The following is a 22,501-nucleotide window of genomic DNA, read 5'->3' on the forward strand; positions in this document are numbered from 1 at the left end:
GCCGGGCCCGTTTCATTGCTGCAGGTAACGCACTACCTCGCCTCGGCCAGCAACGCCGCGCTGCGATCCAGCAGCCCGCGGGCGGCCGGTGCCGTGCCCAGCAGATGCAGGCAGGCATGGACCATGCCGGGCACGCGTTCGCAGTGCACCGCTACGCCGGCCTGCGCCAGGCGCGCGGCGTACTGTTCGCCTTCATCGCGCAGCGGGTCGTATTCGCACACCAGCACCGTGGCCGGCGGCAGACCGCACAGGTCCTGCGCGCGCGCGGGTACGGCGTAAGCGTTGGCCGCGTCACCCGGGTTGAGGTAGGCGTCCCAGCAGCGTTGCATCAGCGCGGTGGTGAGGTAATGGCCTTGGCCGAAGCGGCGGTGGCTGTCGTGGTCGATGGCGGTGTCCAGCGCTGGATACAGCAGCAGCTGGTGGTGGAGGGGCGGGCCATCGCGGTCGCGGGTAAGCAGTGCCACGGCCGCGGCCAGGTTACCGCCGGCGCTGTCGCCGCCTACCCCCAGCCGCGCCGGATCGATGTCGAGCATCGCCGCGTGGCGGCTGGCCCAGCACAGAGCCGCGTACACGTCCTCCAACGGGATCGGGAAGCGGTGTTCCGGCGCCAGCCGATAGTCCACCGACACCACCACGCAACCGATCGCGTTGGCCAGCGCCCGGCAGGGGTTGTCGTAGACCGCCAGCGAACACTGGAACCAGCCACCGCCATGGGCAAACACCATGCCAGGGCGTGGCTCGCCGGGGCGATGTCCCGCCGGCCAGTAGGCGCGCACGGCAATGGCCTGGCCCTCCCGGGTATATACGCTGAAATCGCGGACCGACGCGACCGCCTCCAGCGGCCCGTGCAGGGCGGGCAGCGCGACCTCGCTTGCGCCACGTAGCTGCGGCAGTGACATCCCTGCCACCGCCTCCGGCGGTGGCAGGGTGGACAGGAAACGGGCGATATCCGGGTCCAGGCTCATGCGGTGACGTCCGGCAACAGGAACGGCAGCAGCTGCGCCAGGAACGCCTCCGGTGCTTCCTCCATGACGAAGTGGCCGCAGTCGGCAATCATCGTGCCGCGCAGGTCGCGGGCGTGTGTGCGCATCGTGGCTATCGGCATGTCGGCGGTGGCGTGCTCGGCGCCGATCGCCAGCACCGGCATGGCCAGCGGGGTGAGCGCGCGCTGCCGGTTCTGGCGGATGGTTTCCGGGATCGCCCGGTAATAGCCGAAGCCGCCGCTGAGCCCACCCGGCGCGGCGTACGCGCGGATGTAGACCTCGCAGGCCACCGCTTCACGGCGATGCGCCCAGCGGTCGAACATGAAGGTCAGGTAGGCGCGCTCACGGCCGGCGATCAGCGCCTCGGGCAGGTCGCGCACCTGGTTGAACATGAAGTGCCACAGGAAGATGTTGTCCTCCGGCGCCACGAACACCGGCGGTGCATCGGCCAGGCCGGGGATCACCGCCTCGGTGATGGCCAGGCGTTGCACCGCCTGTGGCTGGTCACTGGCGAGCGCGTAGGCCACCCACATGCCGACGTCATGGCCCACCACCTGGTAACGCGCGTGGCCCAGATGCTGCATCACCGCATGCAGCGTGGCGGCGATGTTGCCGGTGTCGTAGCCGTGTGCGGGCGTGTCCGAATCGCCGGTGCCCGGTGGATCCACGGCGATCGTCTGGAAGCCCTGCGCGGCCAGTGCCTGCATGACGTGGCGCCAGGCATACCAGGTCTGCGGCCAGCCAGGGATCAGCAGCACCGGGCGGCCTTCGCCAAGGAGCGCGCAATGCACGCTGCGCCCATCAATGCGAACATGGCGATGGGTGACGCCTTCAAGTTCCCGGTCCATCAGAGGATCCCCAACATGCCGTGGATCTGCGCACGGCTGACCGGCGCCCCGGCGAAATCGTCGAAGATGCGGTCGGTTACCTTGATGATGTGCGCGTTGATGAACGCCACGCCCTCGCGTGCGCCGTCTTCCTGGTTTTTCAGGCAGCACTCCCACTCCAGCGTGGCCCAGCCGTCGTAGTCGTACTGGGCCAGCTTTGAGAAGATGCCCTTGAAGTCCACCTGGCCGTCACCCAGCGAGCGGAAGCGCCCGGCCCGCTCGGTCCAGCCGCTGTAGCCGCCGTAGATGCCCTGGCGCCCGCTGGGGTTGAACTCGGCGTCCTTGATATGCACCATGCCGATGAAGTCGCGGTAGATATCCAGGAAGCTCAGGTAATCCAGCTGCTGCAGCACGAAGTGGCTGGGATCGAACAGGATCCGGCAGCGTGGATGCCCACCTACGGCGGCATGGAAGCGCTCGAAGCTGGTGCCATCGTGCAGGTCTTCGCTGGGGTGGATCTCATAGCAGAGGTCCACGCCGTGCGCGTCGCACACCTCCAGGATCGGCAGCCAGCGCTGCGCCAGTTCCTCGAACGCGGCCTCGATCAGACCGTCCGGACGCTGCGGGAACGGGAACAGATAGGGCCAGGCGAATGAACCGGAGAAGGTGCCCATGCGGTCCAGGCCCAGCCGCTGCGACGCCTGGGCCGCCAGCTTGATGCGCTCCACCGCCCAGGCGCTTCGTGCGGCCGGATCGCCCCGCAGGTGCGCCGGGGCGAAGCTGTCGCACAGCGCGTCGTAGGCCGGATGCACGGCCACCAGCTGGCCGAAGATATGCGTGGTGAGCTCGCTGATTACCAGCCCGTGGCCGGCCAGCATCGCGATCATGTCATCGCAGTACTGCTGGCTGTGCGCAGCCTTCTCCACATCGAACAGGCGTTCGTCCCAGGCCGGAATCTGAAGGGCCTTGAAGCCCTGGCCAGCCGCCCAGGCAGCGATGGACGGCAGGTCGTTGAACGGGGGCTGGTCTGCACTGAACTGGGCCAGGTGCAGGCTGGGGCCTTGGAGGGTGCGCATCGAATGTCGCCTTATTGTTTGTCGAGCGACAAAGAATAGGCGCGCGGATGTCCCCGGTCAATGCCGGGTATCGTTAGAATTCCCGCAATGCTCTTTCCCGTAGTGATGCCCCATGGCCGGACGCCCGCGCGAATTCGACAAAGACCACGCCCTCAAGCAGGCGATGCTGTTGTTCTGGGCGCGGGGTTATGAAGGCACCTCGATGTCGGCGCTGGTGGAGGCACTGGGCATTGCCTCGGCGCGCATTTACGCCGCCTTTGGCAGCAAGGAACAGCTGTTCCGCGAGGCGGTGGCGTTGTACGAAGCCGGCGACGGTGGCTTTGCCGACCGCGCGCTGGCCGATCAGGCCGTGCGCCCGGCGATCGAGCGCATGCTGCACGATGCGGTCCTGACCTACACCCGGCGCGGTCGCGCGCAGGGCTGCCTGGTGGTCTCGGCGGCGACCGCCACCGCACCGGAGAATGAAACGGTGATGGACTGGCTGGCCGAACATCGCCGCCAGCGCACCCAATCGATCATCGCGCGCCTGCAACAGGCCGCCGGCGCCGGCGAACTGGCCGACGGCGCGGATGTCCAGGCGCTCGGCGACTACTACGCCACCGTGCTGCATGGCATTTCAACCCAGGCCCGCGATGGTGTGAGCCGGGCGCGGTTGCTGGCAGCGGTGGCGCAGGCGATGCGCGCACTGCCGACTCGGGACTGAGCCCGGCAGGGTCAGCGTTTCGCGGCGGCGCTGTCGCCGCGCGCCACGGCTTCCACTTCGTCCAGGCTGGCACAGGCGTTGTCCCCCGGCGTGGACATCGCCAGCGCACCATGTGCGGCGCCCAGTTCCACCGCGGCCTGCTCGCCCTTGCCACTGAGCAGGGCATGCACCACGCCGGCCACGAACGCATCGCCGCCACCCACGCGGTCGAGCAGGTCCACCTCGCGCGTGCGCGAGACGAACAAGGTTTCGCGGGTACGCAACGCGCCGCCCCAGCCGTTGCGTGCGGCGTTGCTGGCGTCTCGCAGGGTGAACGCCACCGCCTGCAGGGTCGGGAAACGCTGCAGTGCGCGCTGCGCGGCGGCGTCGGCCGGACCGACATCCATCGGCGTCGCGCGCCGGCCCAGATCGGCCAGGTCCATGCCCAGGCATGCCGCGAACGAGTACTCATCGCCCACCAGCAGGTCGCATTCCGCGGCGATGGCGCAGTTGGCATGCCGGGCCGCATCCGGATCGGGGTGACTGTCCCAGAGACTGGCGCGGTAGTTGAGGTCGTAGGACACCGCCACCCCGTGCCGGCGTGCGGCCTGCACCGCGGCGATGGTGGTCTGCGCGCTGTGTTCGGACAACGCGGCGAAGATGCCGCCGGTATGCAGCCAGCGCACGCCATCGCGGCCGAACAGCGCGTCCCAGTCGTACTCGTGCGGCTGCAACTGCGAGGCGGCCGAGGTGGCGCGGTCGGAGATGCCCAGCGGGGCGCGCACGCCGAAGCCGCGCTCGGTGAAGTTCAGGCCCATGCGCGTGTTGCGGCCGATGCCATCGTAGTCGCGCCAGACGATCTGGCTGGCATCCACGCCACCCGCCTGGATCAACTGCTGGACCAACGCACCCAGCTCGTTGCGCGGCAGCGCGGTCAACACGCCGCTGCGGTGCCCGAAGGTGCTGCACAGGCCACGCGCGACGTTGTACTCGCCACCGCCTTCCCACACGGTGAACTGGCGTGCGTTGCGGATCCGGCCTTCGCCGGGATCGAAGCGCAGCATCACCTCGCCCAGCGCCAGTGCATCCCAGCGCTGGCCGTGCGATGCGGCCAGCGCGAACTGCTGCGTGCTCATCGTGCCTTGCACCCCAGCAGGCCCAGGTCGATGCCCTCGGCCATGCGCCGGTAACCTTCATCGTTGGGATGCAGGTGGTCGCGGGTGATGGCCTCGGGCAGGTTTTCCGGGTTGGCCGGGTCGCGCAGGATCTGGTCGAAGTCGATCAGGCCGTCATAGCCGCTGCGGCCGCCGCGCATCCAGCTGTTGAGCTGGGTGCGGGTGGCGGCGGCGGTCGGCTCGTAGCGGTCCGAGCCCCCGAACGGGGTGATGGTGGCCGCGATCGCGCCGATGCCGTTGCCGTGCAGGCGCTCGGCGATCTGCCGGTAGCCCAGCACCATGTCCTCGGCGTTGCGGCCGGCCTTGGGCGGGGTGCCACCGTCGTGGCGGATGTCGTTGATGCCTTCGAACACGATCACCTTGCTCACGTGGGGCAGCGCGATCACGTCGCGGTCCAGCCGCGCCAGCGCGCTGTGGCTGCGGCCGTGGTCCATCACCTTGTTGCCGCTGATGCCGGCGTTGACCACCACCACCCGGTCCGGGCAGGCCTGCTGCAGGCGCGCGGACAGCAGTGCCGGCCAATCGCCGTTGCTGCCGCGCGTGGCGGTGGCGCCCTCGGTGATCGAATCGCCCAGGGCCACCACCACCACCGGCGTGGTGGCGCGTTCGGCCAGCACCGCCGATACCACGTTCTGCCGGTAGGCGAGTTTGACCTTGTCGCCCACCTCGGCCTGGCGGCCGTCGACGATGCGCAGCGCGGTACGCCGCACGGCAGGCTTGGTCGGTTCGGGGAAATACACGGTGAGCGATACATCGGCCAGTGCCGGCACGGTCATCGCCACCGGGTCGCTGAGCAGCGCGGCGCCCACGGGCACCACCACGTCGCTGCGACCATTGAAGGTGACCAGCTTGGCCGGGGTGGCCGTGCCGGTGCGTTGGGCCGATGCGCCGCCGATGGTCAGCGGCGCATCGCCCAGTTCATTGCTGATGCGGAAGCGCAGCGCCGTGGCCGAGCTGGCCAGGCGCATGTCCTGGCGCACCGTCTGGTGCGCGAACTGTACCGGCGCTTCCGGGGTGCCATCCTGGCGGTCTGGTGCCGGCGAGGCGGTCCATGCCGGCACCCAGACCTGGGCATGGGCGGGCAGCGCAGCGGCGCTGGTGGCAAGTGCAATCGACAGTGCAGTGGTCCAGCGCAGCATGGCAGCCCTCCCAGGCGGTCAGCGGAACATATCCATCAAGAGAAGTAGGTGCCGCCGTTGACGTCCACGTTGGCACCGGTGATGAAACCGGCCGCGTCCGAGGCCAGGTACACGGCCGTGTCGGCCGCTTCCTGCGGGCGGCCCTGGCGCCGCAGCGGGGTGTTGCCGGCCACGGCGGTGCGCACTTCCGGCTTGGTGAATTCGTCATGGAAGCGGGTGGCGATCATGCCGCAGCACAGGGCGTTGACGCGGATGCCACGCGGGCCCAGTTCCTTGGCCATGGCACGGGTGAAGGTCATCACCGCGGCCTTGGCGGTGGCATAGATGGCCGCGCCCGGGCCACCGCCGTCGCGGCCGGCCTGCGAGGCGAAGTTCACGATCGCACCGCCGTCGGGCATGTGCGGCACCACCGCATGGGTGGTCAGGTAGACCGAGCTCATGTTGAGGTCCATCACCTTGTGGAAGAACGCTTCGTCGATCTCGGCCAGCGGCCGGCGCTGCACCATGCCGCCGGCCACGTTCACCAGCACGTCGATCTGCGGGCCGAACGCGGCCTGGGTGGCCGCGACCATGCCGGCCACCGCCTTGGCATCGGTGACGTCGGCGCGGTGCACGATGGCGGTGCCACCGGCCGCTTCGATCTGCTTGAGGGTGTCCTGCGCGCTGGCCTCGTCGTTGGCGTAGTTGATGCACACCTTGGCACCGGCGGCGGCCAGCTTGAGCGAGATCTCGCGGCCGATGTCACGGCCGCCACCGGTGACGATGGCCACCTTGTCGTTGAATTGGGTCATGGAATGCTCCAGTAGTGCGTTGGGGGAAAAGGAATGAGATGGGCTCAGCGCGGCCGGGCCGGGCCGTCGAGTTTTTCGACGCGGCCGGTCACCAGCCACAGCGCCAGCAACGAGGCCGGCACCAGGGCGGCCACGAGGATGAAGATCGGTGCATAGGATTCATGGGTCATCGCCGGCACCAGCCAGGTGGTGATCAGCGTGCCGGCCACGGCGGCCATGCCGCCCAGGCCTGCCACCGAGCCCACCGACTTGCCGCTGAAGATGTCGCCGGGCAGGGTCTGGATGTTGCCGATGGCGATCTGGAAGCCGAACAGCACGAAGGCAATGGTGATCACGGCCCACACCGGGTCGGTGGCCAGCACCGCGCCGAGCAGGGCCGGGGCCATGATCGCCCCGCCCAGGGTGATCACCACCTTGCGCGCCTTGTCCACGCTCCAGCCGGCCCCGATCAGGCGCCCGGACAACCAGCCGCCGCCGAGGCTGCCGATCATCGCGCCCACGTAGGGCACCCAGGCGAAGATGCCGATCTGCTTGATGTCAAAGCCGAACGTGTCGGCCAGGTAGAGCGGCAACCAGGACACGAACAGCCACCAGATCGGGTCCAGGAAGAACCGCGAAATCAGGATGCCCCAGGTCTGCCGATGGCCCAGCAGCTGGCGCATGCTGGGCACGTACTCGGCCCTGGGCGTGGCTGGCTGCTCGCTCGGTGCGTCCAGGATCAACGCGCGCTCGGCCGCGCTCACCCAGGGGTGCTTGTCCGGGCCCGCGCGGTAGATGATCAGCCACGGCAGCAGCCAGATGAAGCCGATCGCACCGATCAGGATGAACGTGCCGCGCCAGCCCAGCCAGAGGAACAGCACCGCGATCAACGGCGCCGACACGATCGCGCCGATCGACGCGCCCGCATTGAACACGCCCTGTGCCAGCGCCCGTTCGCGGGCGGGGAACCACTCGGCGTTGGCCTTCACCGCCCCCGGCCATGCACCGGCCTCGCTGATGCCGAGCATCGCCCGGACCAGGCTGAAGGACAGGATGGAGTGGGTGACCGAATGCAGCGCGATGGAGATCGACCACACCGCGATCGACAGGGCGAAGCCCAGCCGCGTGCCGATGATGTCGAACAACCGCCCGAACACGAACTGCCCGGCGGCGTAGAACAGCATGAACACGGTGACCAGCAGCGCGTAGTCTTCCTTGGTCGCGCCGACATCCTTGGAGATCTGCGGCCACATCACCGCCAGTGCGTTGCGGTCGATGTAGTTGATGACCGTGGCGATGGCGATCAGCGCCACGATCAGCCAACGGACGTAGGTGCGGGCCTGGGTGGTGACCTTCATTTGCCGTCCTTGCCGCTGCCGGTATCGAAGCGCTTCCAACCGCCGTCCCAGCGCCAGCTGTGGCCACCGCCACTGACCTCATGGCTGCCGGGCCTGTTCGGTTCATCGGCAATGCCCACCGCCACCTGCCTGCCGCCGGCCAGCGCCAGCACCAGCACATCGGCATCCTTGCCGCGGTAATGGCGGATGGCATCGATGCGGCTGTTGGCGCCGCGCACGGTCTCGGCGGTGCCGTCGTACTGGCCATGCGGCTCCAGCACGCCATAGAAGGTGGTGGCGCCCTGGCCATCCACGCGCTGCAGCAACATCGGCTCGCGGCGCAGGTTGAACGACGGATCATTTGCGCCGCTCTCGCCGAGCAACGCACGCGAGGGGGCGGTGCTGGCGAAGCGGTACGTATAGAAGCGCCCGTCCAGCAGCCAGGTCAGGCTGCGCGCCTCGCTGGTGGGTTCGCTGGCCGCGTCGATCCACACGTGCTGGTAGCCGTTGGCCTTGCCCAGCACCGGCCGCGCGGCCACCGCCGACTGCGCCTTGAAGCCCACGTCCATGATGTGGCCGTTGAAGTGCAGCGGCAGGTCGTAGCGCGCCGCCTTGCTGCCGTTGACCCGCAGCAGGTCCAGCACCACCGGTTCGGTCAGCGCGGGGTGGGCCAGCAGCACCTGGGTACGGGTGAAGCTCACTCCGTCGTAGGCGCCGTCCATGCGCGCCGAGGCGATCTGGGTGTCGTCGCCCGCGGCGAACAGCAGCGGCGTCGGTGCCAGCGCCTGGCCCTTCTTCCAGTCGCCGCCGAAGTGGCTCTGCTCGTTCACCACCAGCGTGTTGTGGGCAAGCGTCTGCCGCGCCCAGCTGTTGTTCTCCGGCAGGTAGATGCCGCCGGACTTGGCTTCGATATTGAGGAAGCGCGCGGCGCCGTAATCGGTGACCACGCGCTGGCCGTTGTCGTAGAACAGCCAGTTGAGCTTGTCGAAGTGACCGTGGCCCATGCCCTGCTTGGTGTTTTTCATCACCAGTGCCTGGCCGTTTTCACCGCCCATGCGCAGGATCGCCAGCGCACCTTCGGTGCCGTCCGGGCCATCGCGCAGTAGGGTGGGCACGAAGGCGAACGGCTTGGCCTTGTCCTGTGCCAGCGCCTGGGCCACCTGCAGGCCCTCGGGCGACAGCAGCACGCGCTTCTGCGCCTTGGCCACAGACAGCAGCCGCGCGTCGCTGGTCTGCGCGTAGGCGATGTCGATGCCGGCCACCAGTTCCTCGGTGTCCAGGCCCTTGTCCAGGATGGCGTCGTTGATCGGGAAGAAGTACCCGCCGTAGCTGCTCTGCACCAGCGAATCGACCGCCTTCAGCAACACCCCGTCGCGGCGCGTGAAGATGCCGCGCTGCGGTTCGTTGCGCTGGACCGCATTGGCGAACAGGATGAACGGTGCCAGCGCGTAGCGCTGGTAGTAGGGGCCTTCCTCGTAATAGCCGTCCGGCGAAAACAGCTGGTCCACCTGCTTGAGGAAGCCGGCGCTGCCATCGCGCCTGCTGCCGTTCAAGGCCTTGTCCACGTAAGTCGGGTCGCGCAGCACGTAGCCGGTCATGCCCACCGCCGCCACCGCCCAGGTGGCGTGGTTGTGGATCTTGTCGAAGTTTTCCGGCGTACCGCTGAGGAAGTCGGCCATCGGCCGGAACACGCCGTCGTCGATGGTCTTGCGGTCTGCCGCGCTGAGGCTGTCGCGGATCGCGTCATAGCCCTGCACCGCGCTCACCAGCCACACCGAGTCGTTGAGGGTCTGCCAGAACAGCCGGCCGGGGATCTGGCCGCGGCCCTGCGGGTGCGCGCCCAGCCCGGGGTACAGCTTGGCGTAGCCCAGCAGCAGGTCGCGCGCGTAGTCGGCATACACCTTGTCACCGGTCAGCCGGTACAGCGCGCCGGCCGCCTGGATGGCCTGGTAATTGCGCTTGTGCTGTTCGTGGGTGTAGCCGCCGCCCTTGTCCTTGGGCACCGGCACGTCGATGCCGGCCTTGATCATGCCGCGCACCAGGCGCTCGGCGCGCTGCTGCTCCTTGGCAAACACCGGGTACCTGCTGCCATCGCTGCGCATCTGCTGCCACTGCGCGGCGGTGACCAGGACCGGGGCGCTGGCAGCGGCCGCCGGTTGTTGGCTGCCGGCAGGTGCAGCGGCAACGGCGGGCAGCGCGGCAGCGCTGAAGGAGGCCGCCAGCAGCAGCATCAGGGGCGTGGAACGCGTCATGGCAGGGTCTCGGCTGGAGTATCGGACTGCATCGCCGCGGTGGCGTCGAGCACGTTGCCGTGCGCGGCCAGGCGGGGCTCGCCGACGCGGTGGCTGAAGCGCACGCGTCCGCTGCGGAGGAACTGGTTGTCGGTCAGCGTGGCGGTCTGCACGCCGTGCAGGCGCAGGCTGGTGTCGGCGGCCACGCCCACGTTGTCGAGCTGGTTGGCATGCACCCGCAGCGTCGGGCCGAAGGTGCTTTCATCGGTGCCACCGCGGTACAGGTTCAACAGCGGCCCGGCGATGTTGCGGAACGTCGACGCAACAATGTCCACCTGCTCGGCGTTGTAAGTGCCCAGGTCGTCGGTCTCGGCAGCGGCGGCGATCACGCTGCCGCTGATGTCCTCCACCGTGATGTTGGTCATGCCGATGCGCGCGGCCAGGCTGCCCTTGCCGGCGTTGACCACATCGAAGGCCTTGTTGCTGGTGAGCCCGTGGATGTGGCTGTCTTCGATCAGCAGGGTGTAGTTGAAGGCCTGGCTGCCCGGGGCGATCCGCACCACGGCGTTGCCGGCCGCATCCGGCGCCAGGGCGCCGTCGATATCCAGCCGGGCCAGCTTGAGCGAACCGCCGGCGCGGATCTCGAACAGGGTGGGGCGCGAGAACTGCAGGCTGGCGCGGCCACGGCGCGGGCCGATCACGCTGACCGGGTGGTCCACGTTCACCACCTGGTCGATGCGGTACTGGCCGCGCTGCAACTGCAGCTGGTCGCCCGGCGCGCTGCTGGCCACGGCGCGGGCGAGGGTGTCCTCACCCGGTGCCACCTTGCGGGTGGCGCCACTGTCCAGCGCGGTACGGGTCAGCGCCTTGGGATACCAGCCCACGCCCACCTGCTCGCGCGCGATCGGCGCGAGGTCGCGCGGCGCACCGGCGGTGATGGTGTCCACCGGGTACTGCAGGCCGTTGGCCGCGCGCTGCAGGGTCACCTTCCGCGCGCTCACTCCCGCAGGGAAGCCGGGCGACACGCTGGGGCTCTGCACGTTGCCGCTGAAGGCGATGCCGGCCAGGTCGCCCTGGCTGCGCAGCAACTCGCGGCTGCCATCGCCGATGAACAGGTTGCCGCGCATCCGGCTGTTGACCGGCATGGCGTTGCGCTCGTCGTCCAGGCCGGCGCCGAGGAACACCTGGCGCACGCCGACGAAGCTGTTGCGCTCGATCAGCGCATCGTCCACCTGCTCATAGCGGTTCAACGGCGCATCGCGGGTGCCGGCCATCACCGCCAGCGCGGCGGCGAAGTTGTCGCCGGCGATGTTCTCGAAGTAGTTGTCGCGCACGATCTGGTGGCGGTTGATCACCCGCACGCCGCCGGTATGGGCCTTGTTGTTGCCGAGGAACACATTGCGCTCGACCACGTTGCCGTGGCCGTGGCGCAGCACCATCGAGCCGCGCGATTCGAAGAACACGTTGCCGCGATACAGGTTGCCGCCGGACTTGTTGGACACGATTTCCACTTCGCCATCGCACTGCTCGAACCAGTTGTTCTCCACCACCGTATTCGAATCGGACTGCGAGTCGGTGCTGGTGCCCACGCGGATGGTCTCGCCGCCGTTGCTGCCCAGGTTGGGGCGCGGGCCAAACCAGTTGTGGTCGATGCGGTGGCGGTTGTCCAGCCCGCTGGTGGTGTTGCGTACCACCACCAGGGTGGTGCCGGCGTTGGTCTTGCCCACCAGCTGGTTGTGGTCGAAGCGGTTGTCCTGGCCGTACATCCCCACCCAGTTGTCCGACTGCTGGCGGTCCGGTTTGTTGTAGCCGTCGATCACCACCCCGGTCACCCGGCTGTGGGTGGCCCATTCCTTGGACGAGGCCCGGAAGGACACCACTTCGCTGCCGGGGGCCCAGCCATCGCGGAAGATCAGGTTGGATACCTCCAGGTAGGACCCGGCCAGGCGCAACTGCGACTGCCCGCTGAGGATCACCTTGCCCGGGGTCTGGGCCGTCAGCTTAATTGGTTGACCAATTTTGCCGGTACCCCGGAGCAGCAGGTCGATGTCGCGCCATACGCCGTCGGCGAGGATGACCGTATCGCCCGGCTGCAGCGCTTTGGTCGCCGCGGCATACCCGGCGGCGTCGTGGACCAGATGGTCGGCCGCGAAGGCGGGCAATGCGCCGGCTGCAAGGCCCAACGCCAGGGCGGTGAGCAGCGGGCGCAGCGCACGTGGCGCTTGAGAATGTTGCAGAGTCATCGGCTTACCCTCCCAGATCAACCGTGGCATCGAACGCGAGCCCGGATCGTAACAGGTCCGGCAATGCGCGCGTCAACCACAATCACATACCACTTTAGGTGCATGTGGCTCGCCACTTGCGCATATTTCTGCTGCATCCGCACATTAATTCGTCGCAAAGTGGTCTAGGCGGATCACAGGGGTAGACTTTAGTACCAATTCATTGACATTGGTCCAGTAACCGTGAATCTTCCGGATCGAATCCGTGTAATCGGACGATCCATCCTGGGAGGGAGATCACGATGTTGCATGACCGCCGTACGGCCTCGCCACGAGGCCTTCGCCGCACCGCGCTGCATGGCGCGCTGTTGTATGCCCTGTCCGTCACTGCGGCCGTGCCGCTGGTACACGCACAGGATGCCGAGTCACCGCCCGCACCGCCCACCACCCTGGACCAGGTCCAGGTGACCGGCGTGCGCGGCACCATCCAGACCTCGATCGACAAGAAGCGCGAGGAGACCGTCATCTCCGACGTGCTTGCCGCCGATGACATCGGCGACCTGCCGGCGCTGTCCATCGGTGAAGCCATCGAGACCATCACCGGCGCCTCCACCCATCGCGAGAAGGGCGGTGCGTCGGAGATCTCGATCCGCGGCCTCGGCCCGTTCCTCGGTTCGTCCACCTTCAATGGCCGCGAAGCCACCAACGGCAGCGGTGACCGCTCGGTGAACTTCAACCAGTTCCCGTCCGAACTGATCAACACCGTGGCCATCTACAAGACCCAGCGCGCCGACTTCGTCGAAGGCGGCGTCGCCGGCACGGTCAACATGGAAACCGTCAAGCCGCTCGAGTACGGCAAGCGCACCATCCAGCTGGACGGTCGCGGCACCTGGCAGGATTACGACAACCGCCTCAAGGACAAGGACGGCGTGGGCTGGCGCGGTACCGCCAGTTACATCGACCAGTTCGACATGGGCGGCGCCGGCAAGCTCGGCGTCTCCGTGGGCGTGCAGGCGCTGGAAGGCAGCAACCCGGAGGAAATGTTCTCCAGCAGCTCCACCTGGGTGGCCTGCGATGGCCGCGAAGTGGTGGGCGCCACCCGCAACTGCACCACCGTGGACGGCAACCAGGTCGCCAACGGCGTGCCCTACTACCTGGTGCCCAGCAGCCGCATCTACCGCCAGTTCATCGAACACGACAAGCGCGACTCGCAGTTTGCCGCGCTGCAATGGCGGCCCAGCGACGCGTGGGAAGTGAACCTCGACTACCAGCACTCCAAGCGCGACTACACCGAAGACCGCTCGGACCTGTCGTTGTCGTCGATGATGCGCAACCTCAACAACCGCGTGGTCACCGACGATGGTGCGCTGCTGCACCACACCGGCAGCACCACCATCGATTCCACCGGCAACTTCCTCGAGCGCAAGGAGGAGTACACCGGCGGCGGCCTCAACGTCATTTTCCGGCCGACCCCGGCCTGGACGCTGTCCACCGACCTGTCCTACTCCAACACCCAGCGCGACCAGATCGAGCGCTCCACCCGCCTGCGTGCCGGCCGCACCGACGTCAACGGCAGGCCGGTGGGCGGCATCAAGAACACGCGCTACGTCGACTACACCTACGACTACAGCGGTGACGTGCCCAGCATCACCCTGGATCCGGCGTTCGACGTGAACAACCCGGACAACTACACCGACTCGGCGCTGATCCGCCGCCGCCAGCAGAGCCGCGAGCACACCATCCGCGCGCAGCGCTTCGATGCCGCGTTCACCCCGGAAAGCGGCTTCTTCACCGCCATCAAGGGCGGTCTGCGCCATTCCGAAGCCACCTACACCGACTTCACCGACACCCGCGACATCACCACCACCAACGTCGCTGCCATCCGCGCGGCCAACCGCGCCTGCCGCCAGGCATTCCCGCAGAAGGACTTCCTGGCCAACGCCAGCGGCAACACCATCGACCAGTGGGCCAGCTTCGACAGCCGCTGCCTCTTCAACGCCTTCACCGGCGTGGACGACACCGGCCTCAGCGCCGACCTGCGCAACCCGGCCAACAACGATGTCACCGAGAAGACCAACGCCGTCTACCTGATGGGCGACTACAGCAGCGAATGGTTCGGCCTGCCGGTCACCGGCAACATCGGCGTGCGCTGGGTACGCACCGACGTCAGTTCGGTGGGCCTGCGCAGCGGCCTGGACGTGACCAACAACCCCGATGGCACCGTCTCCCTCACCCCCACCGGCGATTTCACCCGCCAGGTGCTCAAGTCCAGCAACGCCGAATGGCTGCCCAGCTTCAACGCGTCCTTCGAACTGCGCCCGGACCTGCTGCTGCGCGTGGGTGCCTACCGCGCCATGTCGCGCCCCGACCTGGCCGCCGAAGGCTTTGGCCGCAGCTTCACCCTGGACGAGGCCGATACCGACTTCCGCAGCGTGGCCGAGGCGCTGGGCAACATCACCGCCACCGGCAACCCGCGCGCCAAGCCGCTGATGTCCTGGAACGCCGACGTCTCGCTGGAGTGGTACGCCAACGCCGATTCGATCCTGTCCACGGCCATCTACTACAAGCAGTTCAACGGCGGCTCGGTGCCGGTGGTGGTGGGTGAAACCTTCGACATCGACGGCCAGAGCGTCACCGTGCCGGTCGAGCAGCTGGCCACCAGCGACCAGAAGAGCGACCTGATCGGCTTCGAGCTGACCGGCTCGCACACCTTCTCCTACCTGCCCGGCATCTTCTCCGGGCTGGGCGTGAAGGCCAGCTACAACTACGCCCACTCCAACTTCAAGACCGAAGACCTGCGCCTGGGCGAGTCCACCGACCCGATCACCGGCGTATTCACCCCGGGCATCGTCGAGCCGGCCAACATCTTCGGCCTGTCCAAGCACGTGGCCTCGGCCCAGGTGTACTGGGGCCTGGGCAAGCTGGACCTGCAGGCGATCTACAAGTACCGCTCGGACTATTACCAGCAGTTCGTCGGCGACCCCTCGCAGAACCGCTACGTGCGCGACAATGGCTCGCTCGACTTCCGCGCCACCTACAAGGTGAACAAGCACCTGTCGCTGTCGCTGTCGGCCAGCAACCTCACCGATGAGCCGCGGGTCTCGGATATGCCCATCCTGGGCAGCTTCCGCGAGTACACCACCTACGGGCGGCGCTATTATCTGGGGGTGCGCTACCGCTTCTGAGGTCAGTGGCGCGGTTTTCCAGGACCGCGCCGCTCTCTGAGGGCGCGGGTCGCGTGTCGGTCCCCAGCCACCGTTACAGCCAGGTCTTGATGATGTCCGAACCCCGTCTCTACCAGTCCATTGCCGCCGAAATCGTCGCGCTGATCGAGAAGGGCGAATTCCCGCCGGGCTCGCGGCTGCCTGGCGAACGCGACCTGGCCGAGCGCCTGGGCGTGAGCCGGGTGACCGTGCGCGAGGCGGAAATCGCGCTGGAGGCACAGGGCCTGATCACCATCAAGACCGGCTCGGGGGTGTATGTGAAGGCGCGCCCGGCGCAGGCCCCCGGCGCGTTGCCGGATGTGTCCGCCTTCGACCTCACCGCCGCCCGCGCGGTGATCGAGGCCGAAGCGGCGGCCATGGCTGCCAGCCGCATCACCGATGACGAAGTGGAGGCCTTGGCCGGGCTGATCGCGGCCATGGTCGACCCCACCTCGGGCGAGGCGGCGGCCAGCGAGGCCGACCGCCAGTTCCACCTGTCCATCGCGCGGATCGCCGGCAACCCGGTGGTGGAGCACTGCGTGCAGCTGATCTGGCGGATGCGCAACGAGCTGCCGCGGGTGAAGCAGGTCTACGCCAACGTCTGCCACAACGACGACGATACCCGCGACGAAGAACACACCGCCATTCTCGACGCGCTGCGCGCACGCGACCCGGCCGGCGCACGCCTGGCCATGCGCAACCACTTCCAGCGCCTGTTCGAATCCATGCTGGAAGCCACCGAGAACGAAGCCCTGGCCGAAATCCGCCGGCGCACCCAGCAGGACCGCGAACGCTTCATGGCCGCCACCGGGCACTGAGCCCGGCGCGGGCGGGGCGGTTTACTCGCCCTGGTACTGCTTTTCTTCCACCAGCGCAGACCCTGCGATGCGGTTGATCTCGTTCTTCACTTTCACCCGCTCGCCGTTGGTGCCGTAGACGCCACGCGCCAGCTGGATGAACGCATCGTCGAACACCTGCGCCGCTTCCTTGTCGCGCAGCTGGTCCTGGATGTCCCACATGCGCACGTTGATCGCCTTGAGCTGAGCCTTGAGCGCGTCCAGCCCGGGCTGGCTGGCCAGCTGCTGCTGCCACAACGGCCACAGGCCATCGAGTTCCTTGCGGACGTTGGCGTTCTTGCCGGCGTCGGCGATGCGTTCGGCCTTGATTTCCAGGATGGTGATCTTGTCGATCAGCTCGCCAATCGACACCGGGGTCAGGATCGCGTCCACGCCATTACTCGCAACAGGTCAGGGGGCCCATGATAGCGCGGGGGTTCCGCCGCATCGTGGATGCAGGATTTACACGGAATTTGCGCCGATCCCCCGGCCGCGCCATGGCGGCTTTACGGCCGCTGCGGGAACACTGCCCACCTCGACGGCGCCGCCGTCCGATGGAGTGCTTACCGTGGTGGTTGAACAGAACAAAGGGCGCCTCGCGCGCCGCTGCAGCGTGCTGCTGCTGGGCCTGATGCTGAGTGGTGCGGCGGCGGCCGCCGTGGAGGGCAACGCGACGCTGACCTCCGATTACGTCTGGCGCGGCAGCTCGCAGAGCGACGGCGACCCGGCCGCGCAGGCCGGCATCAAACTCGGCAGCGAGAGCGGCTGGTATGCCTCGGTGTGGGGGTCGGGGGTGTCGTTCCAGCCGGACAACGGCGCCCGCAGCGAGTTCGACGTGGTGGCCGGGTGGGGTGGGGCATTGGGCGAGGACTGGGCGCTGGACGTCAATCTCACCCGCTACCTCTATCCGTCCAGCAACGTGGACCTGGACTGGACCGAGCTCAACAGCACGCTGACCTGGCAGCAGCGCTACTGGCTGCAGGTCGGCGTCTCCGACGATGCGTTGGCCGGCGGGCACAGCGGCACCTACGCCCAGTTGGGCGCACGCCTGCCGCTGGGCGAGCAGTGGCGCCTGGAAGGCGCGGTGGGGCATTACTGGCTGGCCAGCGCGCAGGGCGACGATTACCTGCATGGCCAGCTGAGTGCGATCTGGAAGGTGCACGGCCCCTGGGAACTGCGCTTGACCGCGCACGACACCGACAACGCCGCCAAGCGCCTGTTCCCCGGCAACGCCGGTTCCCGCGTGGAGTTCGCCGTCCAAACCACCTTCTAACGTAGAGCCGACCGTCGCTCGGCTGCTCCACGTAGAGCCGACCGTCGCTCGGCTGCTTCTCGTAGAGCCGACCGTTGGTCGGCTGCTCTTACCCACCGCGCAGATGCAGCCGACCAACGGTCGGCTCTACGGCATCACGTCGCGGCAGCCGACCAGCGGTCGGCGTCACGGCACCGCATTGCGGCAGCCGACCAACGGTCGGCTCTACGGCACCGCATTGCTGCAGCCGACCAACGGTCGGCTCTACGGCATCACGTCGCGGCAGCCGACCAGCGGTCGGCGTTACGGCGCCGCATTGCGGCAGCCGACCAGCGGTCGGCGTTACGGCGCCGCATTGCGGCAGCCGACCAGCGGTCGGCGTCACGACGCCTTCCGCTTCTCCGCGATCACCGCCCACGCCCAGACACCCATCGCCACCACCGCAACACCGGCGCCGGTCAGGCACACCCCGATCCAACCGTAGGCGCCATACACCTGCGCCGACACCAGCGACCCCACCGAACCGCCGATGAAGTACCCGGTCATGTACCCCGCATTGAGCCGGTTGCGCGCCTCCGGGCGCAGCGCGAACACCACGTTCTGATTGCTCACGTGCAGCAGCTGCGCCGCCAGGTCCAGCACCAGCACGCCTACCACCAGCGCCACCAGCGACTGCGTGGAAAAGCCCAGCGGCAGCCACGATGCCGCCAGCAGCACCAGCGCCAGCGTCGTCGCCAGCGCCGCCTTGCCGCGGTCCGCCATTCGTCCCGCCAACCCTGCCGCCAACGTGCCCGCCGCGCCTACCAGCCCGAACAGCCCGATCGTCGCGTCGCTGTAGTGGTACGGTGCGCCCGCCAGCAGGAACGCCAGCGGCGTCCAGAACATCGCGAACATCGCAAAGCTCAACGCGCCCAGCAGCGTGCGCAACCGGAACACCGGCTCCTGCGCGAACAGCGTCCCGATCGAGCGCAGCAACGCCCCGTAACCCAGCCCCGCATGCTGATGGAAGCGCGGCAACGTGCGATACAGCACCCACGTCGTCAGCACCAGCGTGCCCGCCGCCATCCAGTACACCCAGCGCCAGTCGCCCAGCGACGACAACGCACCGGCCACCGTCCGCGCCAGCAGGATGCCCAGCAGCAGCCCGCTCATCACCGTGCCGACCACCCGGCCACGCTCTTCCGGCCGCGCCAGCGTCGCCGCGAACGGCACCAGCACCTGCGCCACCACCGAGAACAACCCGGTGATCGCCGTGCCCACCAGCAGCCACGCGAACTGATGGCTCAGCGCGCTCACCACGAGCCCGGAAGCCGACAACAGCGACATCACCACGATCAACCGCCGCCGCTCGAACATGTCGCCCAGCGGCACCAGCAGCACCACGCCCACGCCGTAGCTCAACTGCGCCGCCGTCACCAGCGTGCCCGCGCGCCCGAACGACACCCCGAACTCGCCGGCGATGGTGTGCAGCAGCGGCTGCGCGTAGTAATTGCTGGCCACCGCCACGCCGGTGGCAAAGGCCATCAACAGCACCTGCCAGCGGCTCAAGGGGGTGTGGACATCGGCGGTCATACGGCTTCCAGGTGTCAGGGGGACGCCAGTGTCCGCCTCCCGTCGCGATGATGGAAATGAATAGTTATCATCCAACGCATCTGGAAAATAGATGGGTGATGGAGATGCCGGCGTGAACCTCAAACAGCTCGAGTTCTGTGTGGCGCTGGCCGAAGAACGCAACTTCACCCGCGCCGCCGCGCGCTGCCACGTCGTGCAGTCCGCGCTCAGCCACCAGATCGCCCACCTCGAAGAAGAACTGCAGGCCACCCTGTTCGAGCGCCTGCCGCGCCAGGTGCGGGTCACCCCGGCCGGCGAGGTCCTGCTCACCCACGCCCGCCAGGTGCTCGATACGCTGCGCCACCTGCGCGAAGACGTCGCCGCCGTCGCCGGCCAGGTGCGCGGCACCCTCACCATCGGCCAGATCACCTCGCTCACCGCCGTGGACCTGGTCGCCTGCCTGGCCGCCTTCCACACCCGCTATCCGCAGGTGGAATTCCGCCTGCGCATGGACAAGAGCGAAGTGTTGATGGAAGACGTGCGCGAGCGCCGCGTGGACGTGGCCCTCGTCGGCCTCTCGCCGGGCACCGCCATCGACGGTGCCTGCCATCGCCTGCTCGCCGAAGAATCGATGGTGGCCGTGCTGCCGCCCGCGCACCCGCTGGCCAGCCGCAAGCGGCTGTCGCTGGCCACCCTGGCCGAGCTGCCGCTGGTGGATTTCCAATATGGCAGCGGCGCGCGCCGCCAGACCGACGAGGCCTTCGCCGCTGCCGGGCTACCGCATCGGGTGCCGTTCGAGATCAACCACATGTCGCTCATCGAGCGCTTCGTCCAGCAGGGGCTGGCGGTGGGCATCGTGCCGGTGGCCATCGCCGCCGGTTTCACCAGCGTGGCCTGCGTGGCCATCCAGGATGCACCGGTGCGGCGCGTGCATGCGGTCTGGTCGAAACTGCCCACGCCGGCGGCGCGGGCCTTCATGCAGGAACTGCTGCAGCACGTGGCCCCGCAGGCGGAGCCACGTACCGGCGCGGGGCTCAGGCCGCGCGCACGCGCAGGGTGAGGCCCTTGAGGAAGTTGCGCAGCAGTTGGTCGCCGCAGGCACGGTAGTTCTTGTGGTCCGGCTGGCGGAACAGCGCCGACAGCTCCGGCTTGGACACCGGGAACCCGGCGTTGTCGAAGATCTCGTGCATGTCCACGTCCTTCAACTGGAACGCGACGCGCAGCTTCTTCAGCACCAGGTTGTTGGTGATGCGCTTTTCCACCGGGCGCAGCGGCTGGCTCTCGTCGCGGCCACGGAAGTGCACGATCAGCCCATCCAGGAAGTGCGCCAGGGTGCGGTCATCGCACGGCACGAACCCTTCCTCGTCTTCCTTGCGCAGCCAACCGGCCACGTCGGCCTTGTCGATCACGAAGGCCGGGTCGGCCAGGGCACAGGTGTCGGCAATCATGCCGTCGCTGAGGTCGAGCATGTAGCGGATGCTGCGCAGTACATCGTTGTTGATCATGGGACGTCCAATACCGCCGGCGCGGCTGCGCGGCTGGCCGCCATTTTACCCCCTGCCGGTCGCCGGCCCCGTCGCGACCGGCGCGGCTGTCATCTGGCTGCCATGAAAGTGAAGCACAGTGCCGCCATCAGGCATCGACAGGCAGTGGAGCAGGCAATGCGCAGGTGGCAGGCAGTGGTAGGTGCGGGAATGCTGTGGCTGGCCGGATCGGCCGCCGCCCAGGTGCCCTACGTGGCGATCGAACAGCGCGTGGACCCGCAGGCACTGGCCCAGGTGGGGCTCACCCCGGCCCAGTTGCAGGCCCTGAACCGGCTGCTGCGTGAGGCCGACGCGCGCACCCCGGCCCCGCCGGTGGCCGCCGCCCCGGTCGCCCTGCCCGGCGCGCCTACCCCGGCCCCGATGTTCCCCGGGCTGGACGACGGCCCGATCAAGGCCAAGGTCACCGGCCAGGTGGATGGCTGGGCGCCGGGCACCGTGTTCACCCTCGACAACGGCCAGCAGTGGCAGGTGCTCAAGGGCGAGATGACGCTCAAGGCCAGCCGCAGCAACCCCGAGATCGTGGTCGTGCCGGGCATCGCCGGGCGCTGGTTCCTGCAGGTGGACGAAGACCTGCCCAAGGCCCGCGTCTTCCGCATCCGCTGATCGCAGATCGCGTAGAGCCGGGCGCTGCCCGGCTGCACGCGAATCCGCCCCCACGCACAGCCGGGCAGAGCCCGGCTCTACGCCATCCCGCCCCGTGCAGCACATTGCCCCCGGCACACACCCCCCGCATCGGTGCGAAAATACCCGTGATTCCCACGGAGTACCCCGATGACCCGTACTGCTCTGATTACCGGCGCCACCTCCGGCTTTGGCGCTGCCGCCGTCCATCGTTTCGCCCAGGCCGGCTGGCGCGTCATCGCCACCGGCCGCCGTGCTGAACGGCTGCAGCCGCTGGTCGACGCCTACGGTCCCGAGCGCGTCCACGCGGCCGTCTTCGACGTGCGCGACAGCGCCGCCATGGAGGCCGCGCTGGCCGCCCTGCCGGCCGACTTCGCCGCCATCGACCTGCTGGTCAACAACGCCGGCCTCGCCCAGGGCACCGCCCCGGCGCAGAACGCCTCGCTTGAAGACTGGCGCACCATGATCGACACCAACGTCACCGCGCTGGTCACCCTCACCCACCGCCTGCTGCCGCAGCTGGTGGCGCGCAAGGGCGCCATCATCAACATCAGCTCGGTGGCCGGCGTGTACCCGTACCCGGGCGGCAACGCGTACGGCGGCACCAAGGCCTTCGTCAGCCAGTTCTCGCTCGGCCTGCGCGCCGACCTGCACGGCACCGGCGTGCGCGTCACCACCATCGAGCCGGGCATGGCCGAGACCGAGTTCACCCTGGTGCGCACCCACGGCAACAAGGCCGCCTCGGACACCCTCTACACCGGCGCCAACCCGATGACCGCCGAGGACATCGCCGAGCAGATCTTCTGGGTGGCCAACCTGCCGGCGCACCTCAACATCAACCGCCTGGAGCTGATGCCGGTGAGCCAGTCGTTCGCCGGTTTCCAGGTCGCGCGCGACTGATCCAAGCGGATCGCCCCGGTGGTGCCGGCCGCTGGCCGGCGCCCCGCCACGCGAACAAACCGGTAGAGCCGACCGTTGGTCGGCTGCTCTTGGCTCCGGGGCGCGGCATCCCGGTAGAGCCGAGCCATGCTCGGCTGCTCTTGGCGCATACC

At 68.3% G+C, this 22,501-nt stretch carries 19 protein-coding genes; 7 read left to right on the top strand and 12 right to left on the bottom strand.

Features of this window, described 5'->3' with window-relative positions; all coding sequences use genetic code 11:
* Window positions 1-32: 32 nt before the first annotated feature.
* From AC1DGC_RS18865 to AC1DGC_RS18875, 3 genes are read right to left on the bottom strand one after another with little or no spacing between them, the layout of a single operon-like run.
* The gene (locus AC1DGC_RS18865; RefSeq protein WP_478048578.1) at window positions 33-965 is read right to left on the bottom strand and encodes an alpha/beta hydrolase; all 933 of its coding nucleotides are present in this window, start codon (window positions 963-965) and stop codon (window positions 33-35) included.
* Window positions 962-1,831, bottom strand: coding sequence for an alpha/beta fold hydrolase (locus AC1DGC_RS18870; protein WP_478048579.1), 870 nt, complete (start codon window positions 1,829-1,831; stop codon window positions 962-964). Before AC1DGC_RS18870 ends, AC1DGC_RS18865 begins: the two co-directional genes overlap by 4 nt.
* Entirely contained in the window at window positions 1,831-2,886 is a 1,056-nt protein-coding gene (locus tag AC1DGC_RS18875) for a sugar phosphate isomerase/epimerase family protein (RefSeq protein ID WP_478048580.1), read from the bottom strand. The genes AC1DGC_RS18870 and AC1DGC_RS18875 overlap by 1 nt, the downstream gene beginning before the upstream one ends.
* Before the next feature lie 112 nt (window positions 2,887-2,998).
* Here AC1DGC_RS18875 and AC1DGC_RS18880 point away from each other — a divergent pair, with 112 nt between their 5' ends.
* Window positions 2,999-3,589: a TetR/AcrR family transcriptional regulator gene (locus AC1DGC_RS18880; protein WP_259206591.1), complete on the top strand. Its 591-nt coding sequence runs from the start codon at window positions 2,999-3,001 to the stop codon at window positions 3,587-3,589.
* Window positions 3,590-3,600: 11 nt separating this feature from the next.
* Here the strand turns inward: AC1DGC_RS18880 and AC1DGC_RS18885 are convergent, their stop codons facing one another.
* Genes AC1DGC_RS18885 through AC1DGC_RS18910 form a run of 6 tightly spaced genes read right to left on the bottom strand, consistent with a single transcriptional unit; the run spans window position 3,601 to window position 12,463 of the window.
* The gene (locus AC1DGC_RS18885; RefSeq protein ID WP_478048581.1) at window positions 3,601-4,704 is read right to left on the bottom strand and encodes a sugar kinase; all 1,104 of its coding nucleotides are present in this window, start codon (window positions 4,702-4,704) and stop codon (window positions 3,601-3,603) included.
* Window positions 4,701-5,882 (bottom strand): GDSL-type esterase/lipase family protein, encoded by a 1,182-nt coding sequence (locus tag AC1DGC_RS18890; RefSeq protein WP_478048582.1) that lies wholly within the window; start codon window positions 5,880-5,882, stop codon window positions 4,701-4,703. Before AC1DGC_RS18890 ends, AC1DGC_RS18885 begins: the two co-directional genes overlap by 4 nt.
* Before the next feature lie 35 nt (window positions 5,883-5,917).
* Window positions 5,918-6,673: an SDR family NAD(P)-dependent oxidoreductase gene (locus AC1DGC_RS18895; RefSeq protein ID WP_259206588.1), complete on the bottom strand. Its 756-nt coding sequence runs from the start codon at window positions 6,671-6,673 to the stop codon at window positions 5,918-5,920.
* 44 nt (window positions 6,674-6,717) lie between these two features.
* A complete protein-coding gene (locus AC1DGC_RS18900; protein WP_478048583.1) occupies window positions 6,718-8,010 on the bottom strand; it encodes an MFS transporter in 1,293 nt (430 codons plus the stop codon).
* Complete coding sequence (locus AC1DGC_RS18905; protein ID WP_478048584.1) at window positions 8,007-10,241, bottom strand: oligoalginate lyase; 2,235 nt, start codon at window positions 10,239-10,241, stop codon at window positions 8,007-8,009. Before AC1DGC_RS18905 ends, AC1DGC_RS18900 begins: the two co-directional genes overlap by 4 nt.
* A complete protein-coding gene (locus tag AC1DGC_RS18910) occupies window positions 10,238-12,463 on the bottom strand; it encodes a polysaccharide lyase 6 family protein (protein WP_478048585.1) in 2,226 nt (741 codons plus the stop codon). The genes AC1DGC_RS18905 and AC1DGC_RS18910 overlap by 4 nt, the downstream gene beginning before the upstream one ends.
* Before the next feature lie 281 nt (window positions 12,464-12,744).
* Between AC1DGC_RS18910 and AC1DGC_RS18915 the strand changes: the two genes are divergently transcribed.
* On the top strand, window positions 12,745-15,627 hold the full coding sequence (locus tag AC1DGC_RS18915) for a TonB-dependent receptor (protein ID WP_478048586.1): 2,883 nt from the start codon (window positions 12,745-12,747) through the stop codon (window positions 15,625-15,627).
* A 92-nt stretch (window positions 15,628-15,719) separates the two neighbouring features.
* The gene (locus tag AC1DGC_RS18920) at window positions 15,720-16,463 is read left to right on the top strand and encodes a FadR/GntR family transcriptional regulator (protein ID WP_259206582.1); all 744 of its coding nucleotides are present in this window, start codon (window positions 15,720-15,722) and stop codon (window positions 16,461-16,463) included.
* 21 nt (window positions 16,464-16,484) lie between these two features.
* Here the strand turns inward: AC1DGC_RS18920 and AC1DGC_RS18925 are convergent, their stop codons facing one another.
* Window positions 16,485-16,874 carry a DUF6165 family protein gene (locus AC1DGC_RS18925; protein WP_394162974.1) on the bottom strand — a complete coding sequence of 130 codons (390 nt, stop codon included), beginning with the start codon at window positions 16,872-16,874 and terminating at the stop codon, window positions 16,485-16,487.
* Between the two features lie 238 nt (window positions 16,875-17,112).
* On the opposite strand from AC1DGC_RS18925, the gene AC1DGC_RS18930 reads away from it, so the two are divergent.
* Complete coding sequence (locus AC1DGC_RS18930) at window positions 17,113-17,754, top strand: TorF family putative porin (RefSeq protein ID WP_478048602.1); 642 nt, start codon at window positions 17,113-17,115, stop codon at window positions 17,752-17,754.
* 360 nt (window positions 17,755-18,114) lie between these two features.
* Here the strand turns inward: AC1DGC_RS18930 and AC1DGC_RS18935 are convergent, their stop codons facing one another.
* Window positions 18,115-19,305: an MFS transporter gene (locus AC1DGC_RS18935; RefSeq protein WP_394162976.1), complete on the bottom strand. Its 1,191-nt coding sequence runs from the start codon at window positions 19,303-19,305 to the stop codon at window positions 18,115-18,117.
* A 112-nt stretch (window positions 19,306-19,417) separates the two neighbouring features.
* Between AC1DGC_RS18935 and AC1DGC_RS18940 the strand changes: the two genes are divergently transcribed.
* The gene (locus AC1DGC_RS18940; RefSeq protein WP_478048587.1) at window positions 19,418-20,344 is read left to right on the top strand and encodes a LysR substrate-binding domain-containing protein; all 927 of its coding nucleotides are present in this window, start codon (window positions 19,418-19,420) and stop codon (window positions 20,342-20,344) included.
* Here the strand turns inward: AC1DGC_RS18940 and AC1DGC_RS18945 are convergent.
* A complete protein-coding gene (locus tag AC1DGC_RS18945) occupies window positions 20,319-20,789 on the bottom strand; it encodes a YehS family protein (RefSeq protein ID WP_256777010.1) in 471 nt (156 codons plus the stop codon). The two genes, AC1DGC_RS18940 and AC1DGC_RS18945, sit on opposite strands and share 26 nt — an antisense overlap.
* A 156-nt stretch (window positions 20,790-20,945) precedes the next feature.
* Between AC1DGC_RS18945 and AC1DGC_RS18950 the strand changes: the two genes are divergently transcribed.
* A complete protein-coding gene (locus AC1DGC_RS18950; protein WP_394162982.1) occupies window positions 20,946-21,431 on the top strand; it encodes a hypothetical protein in 486 nt (161 codons plus the stop codon).
* A gap of 168 nt (window positions 21,432-21,599) precedes the next feature.
* Complete coding sequence (locus tag AC1DGC_RS18955; RefSeq protein ID WP_394162984.1) at window positions 21,600-22,349, top strand: SDR family NAD(P)-dependent oxidoreductase; 750 nt, start codon at window positions 21,600-21,602, stop codon at window positions 22,347-22,349.
* Window positions 22,350-22,501: the final 152 nt, after the last annotated feature.

This window comes from Stenotrophomonas sp. 05N37, assembly GCF_056397365.1.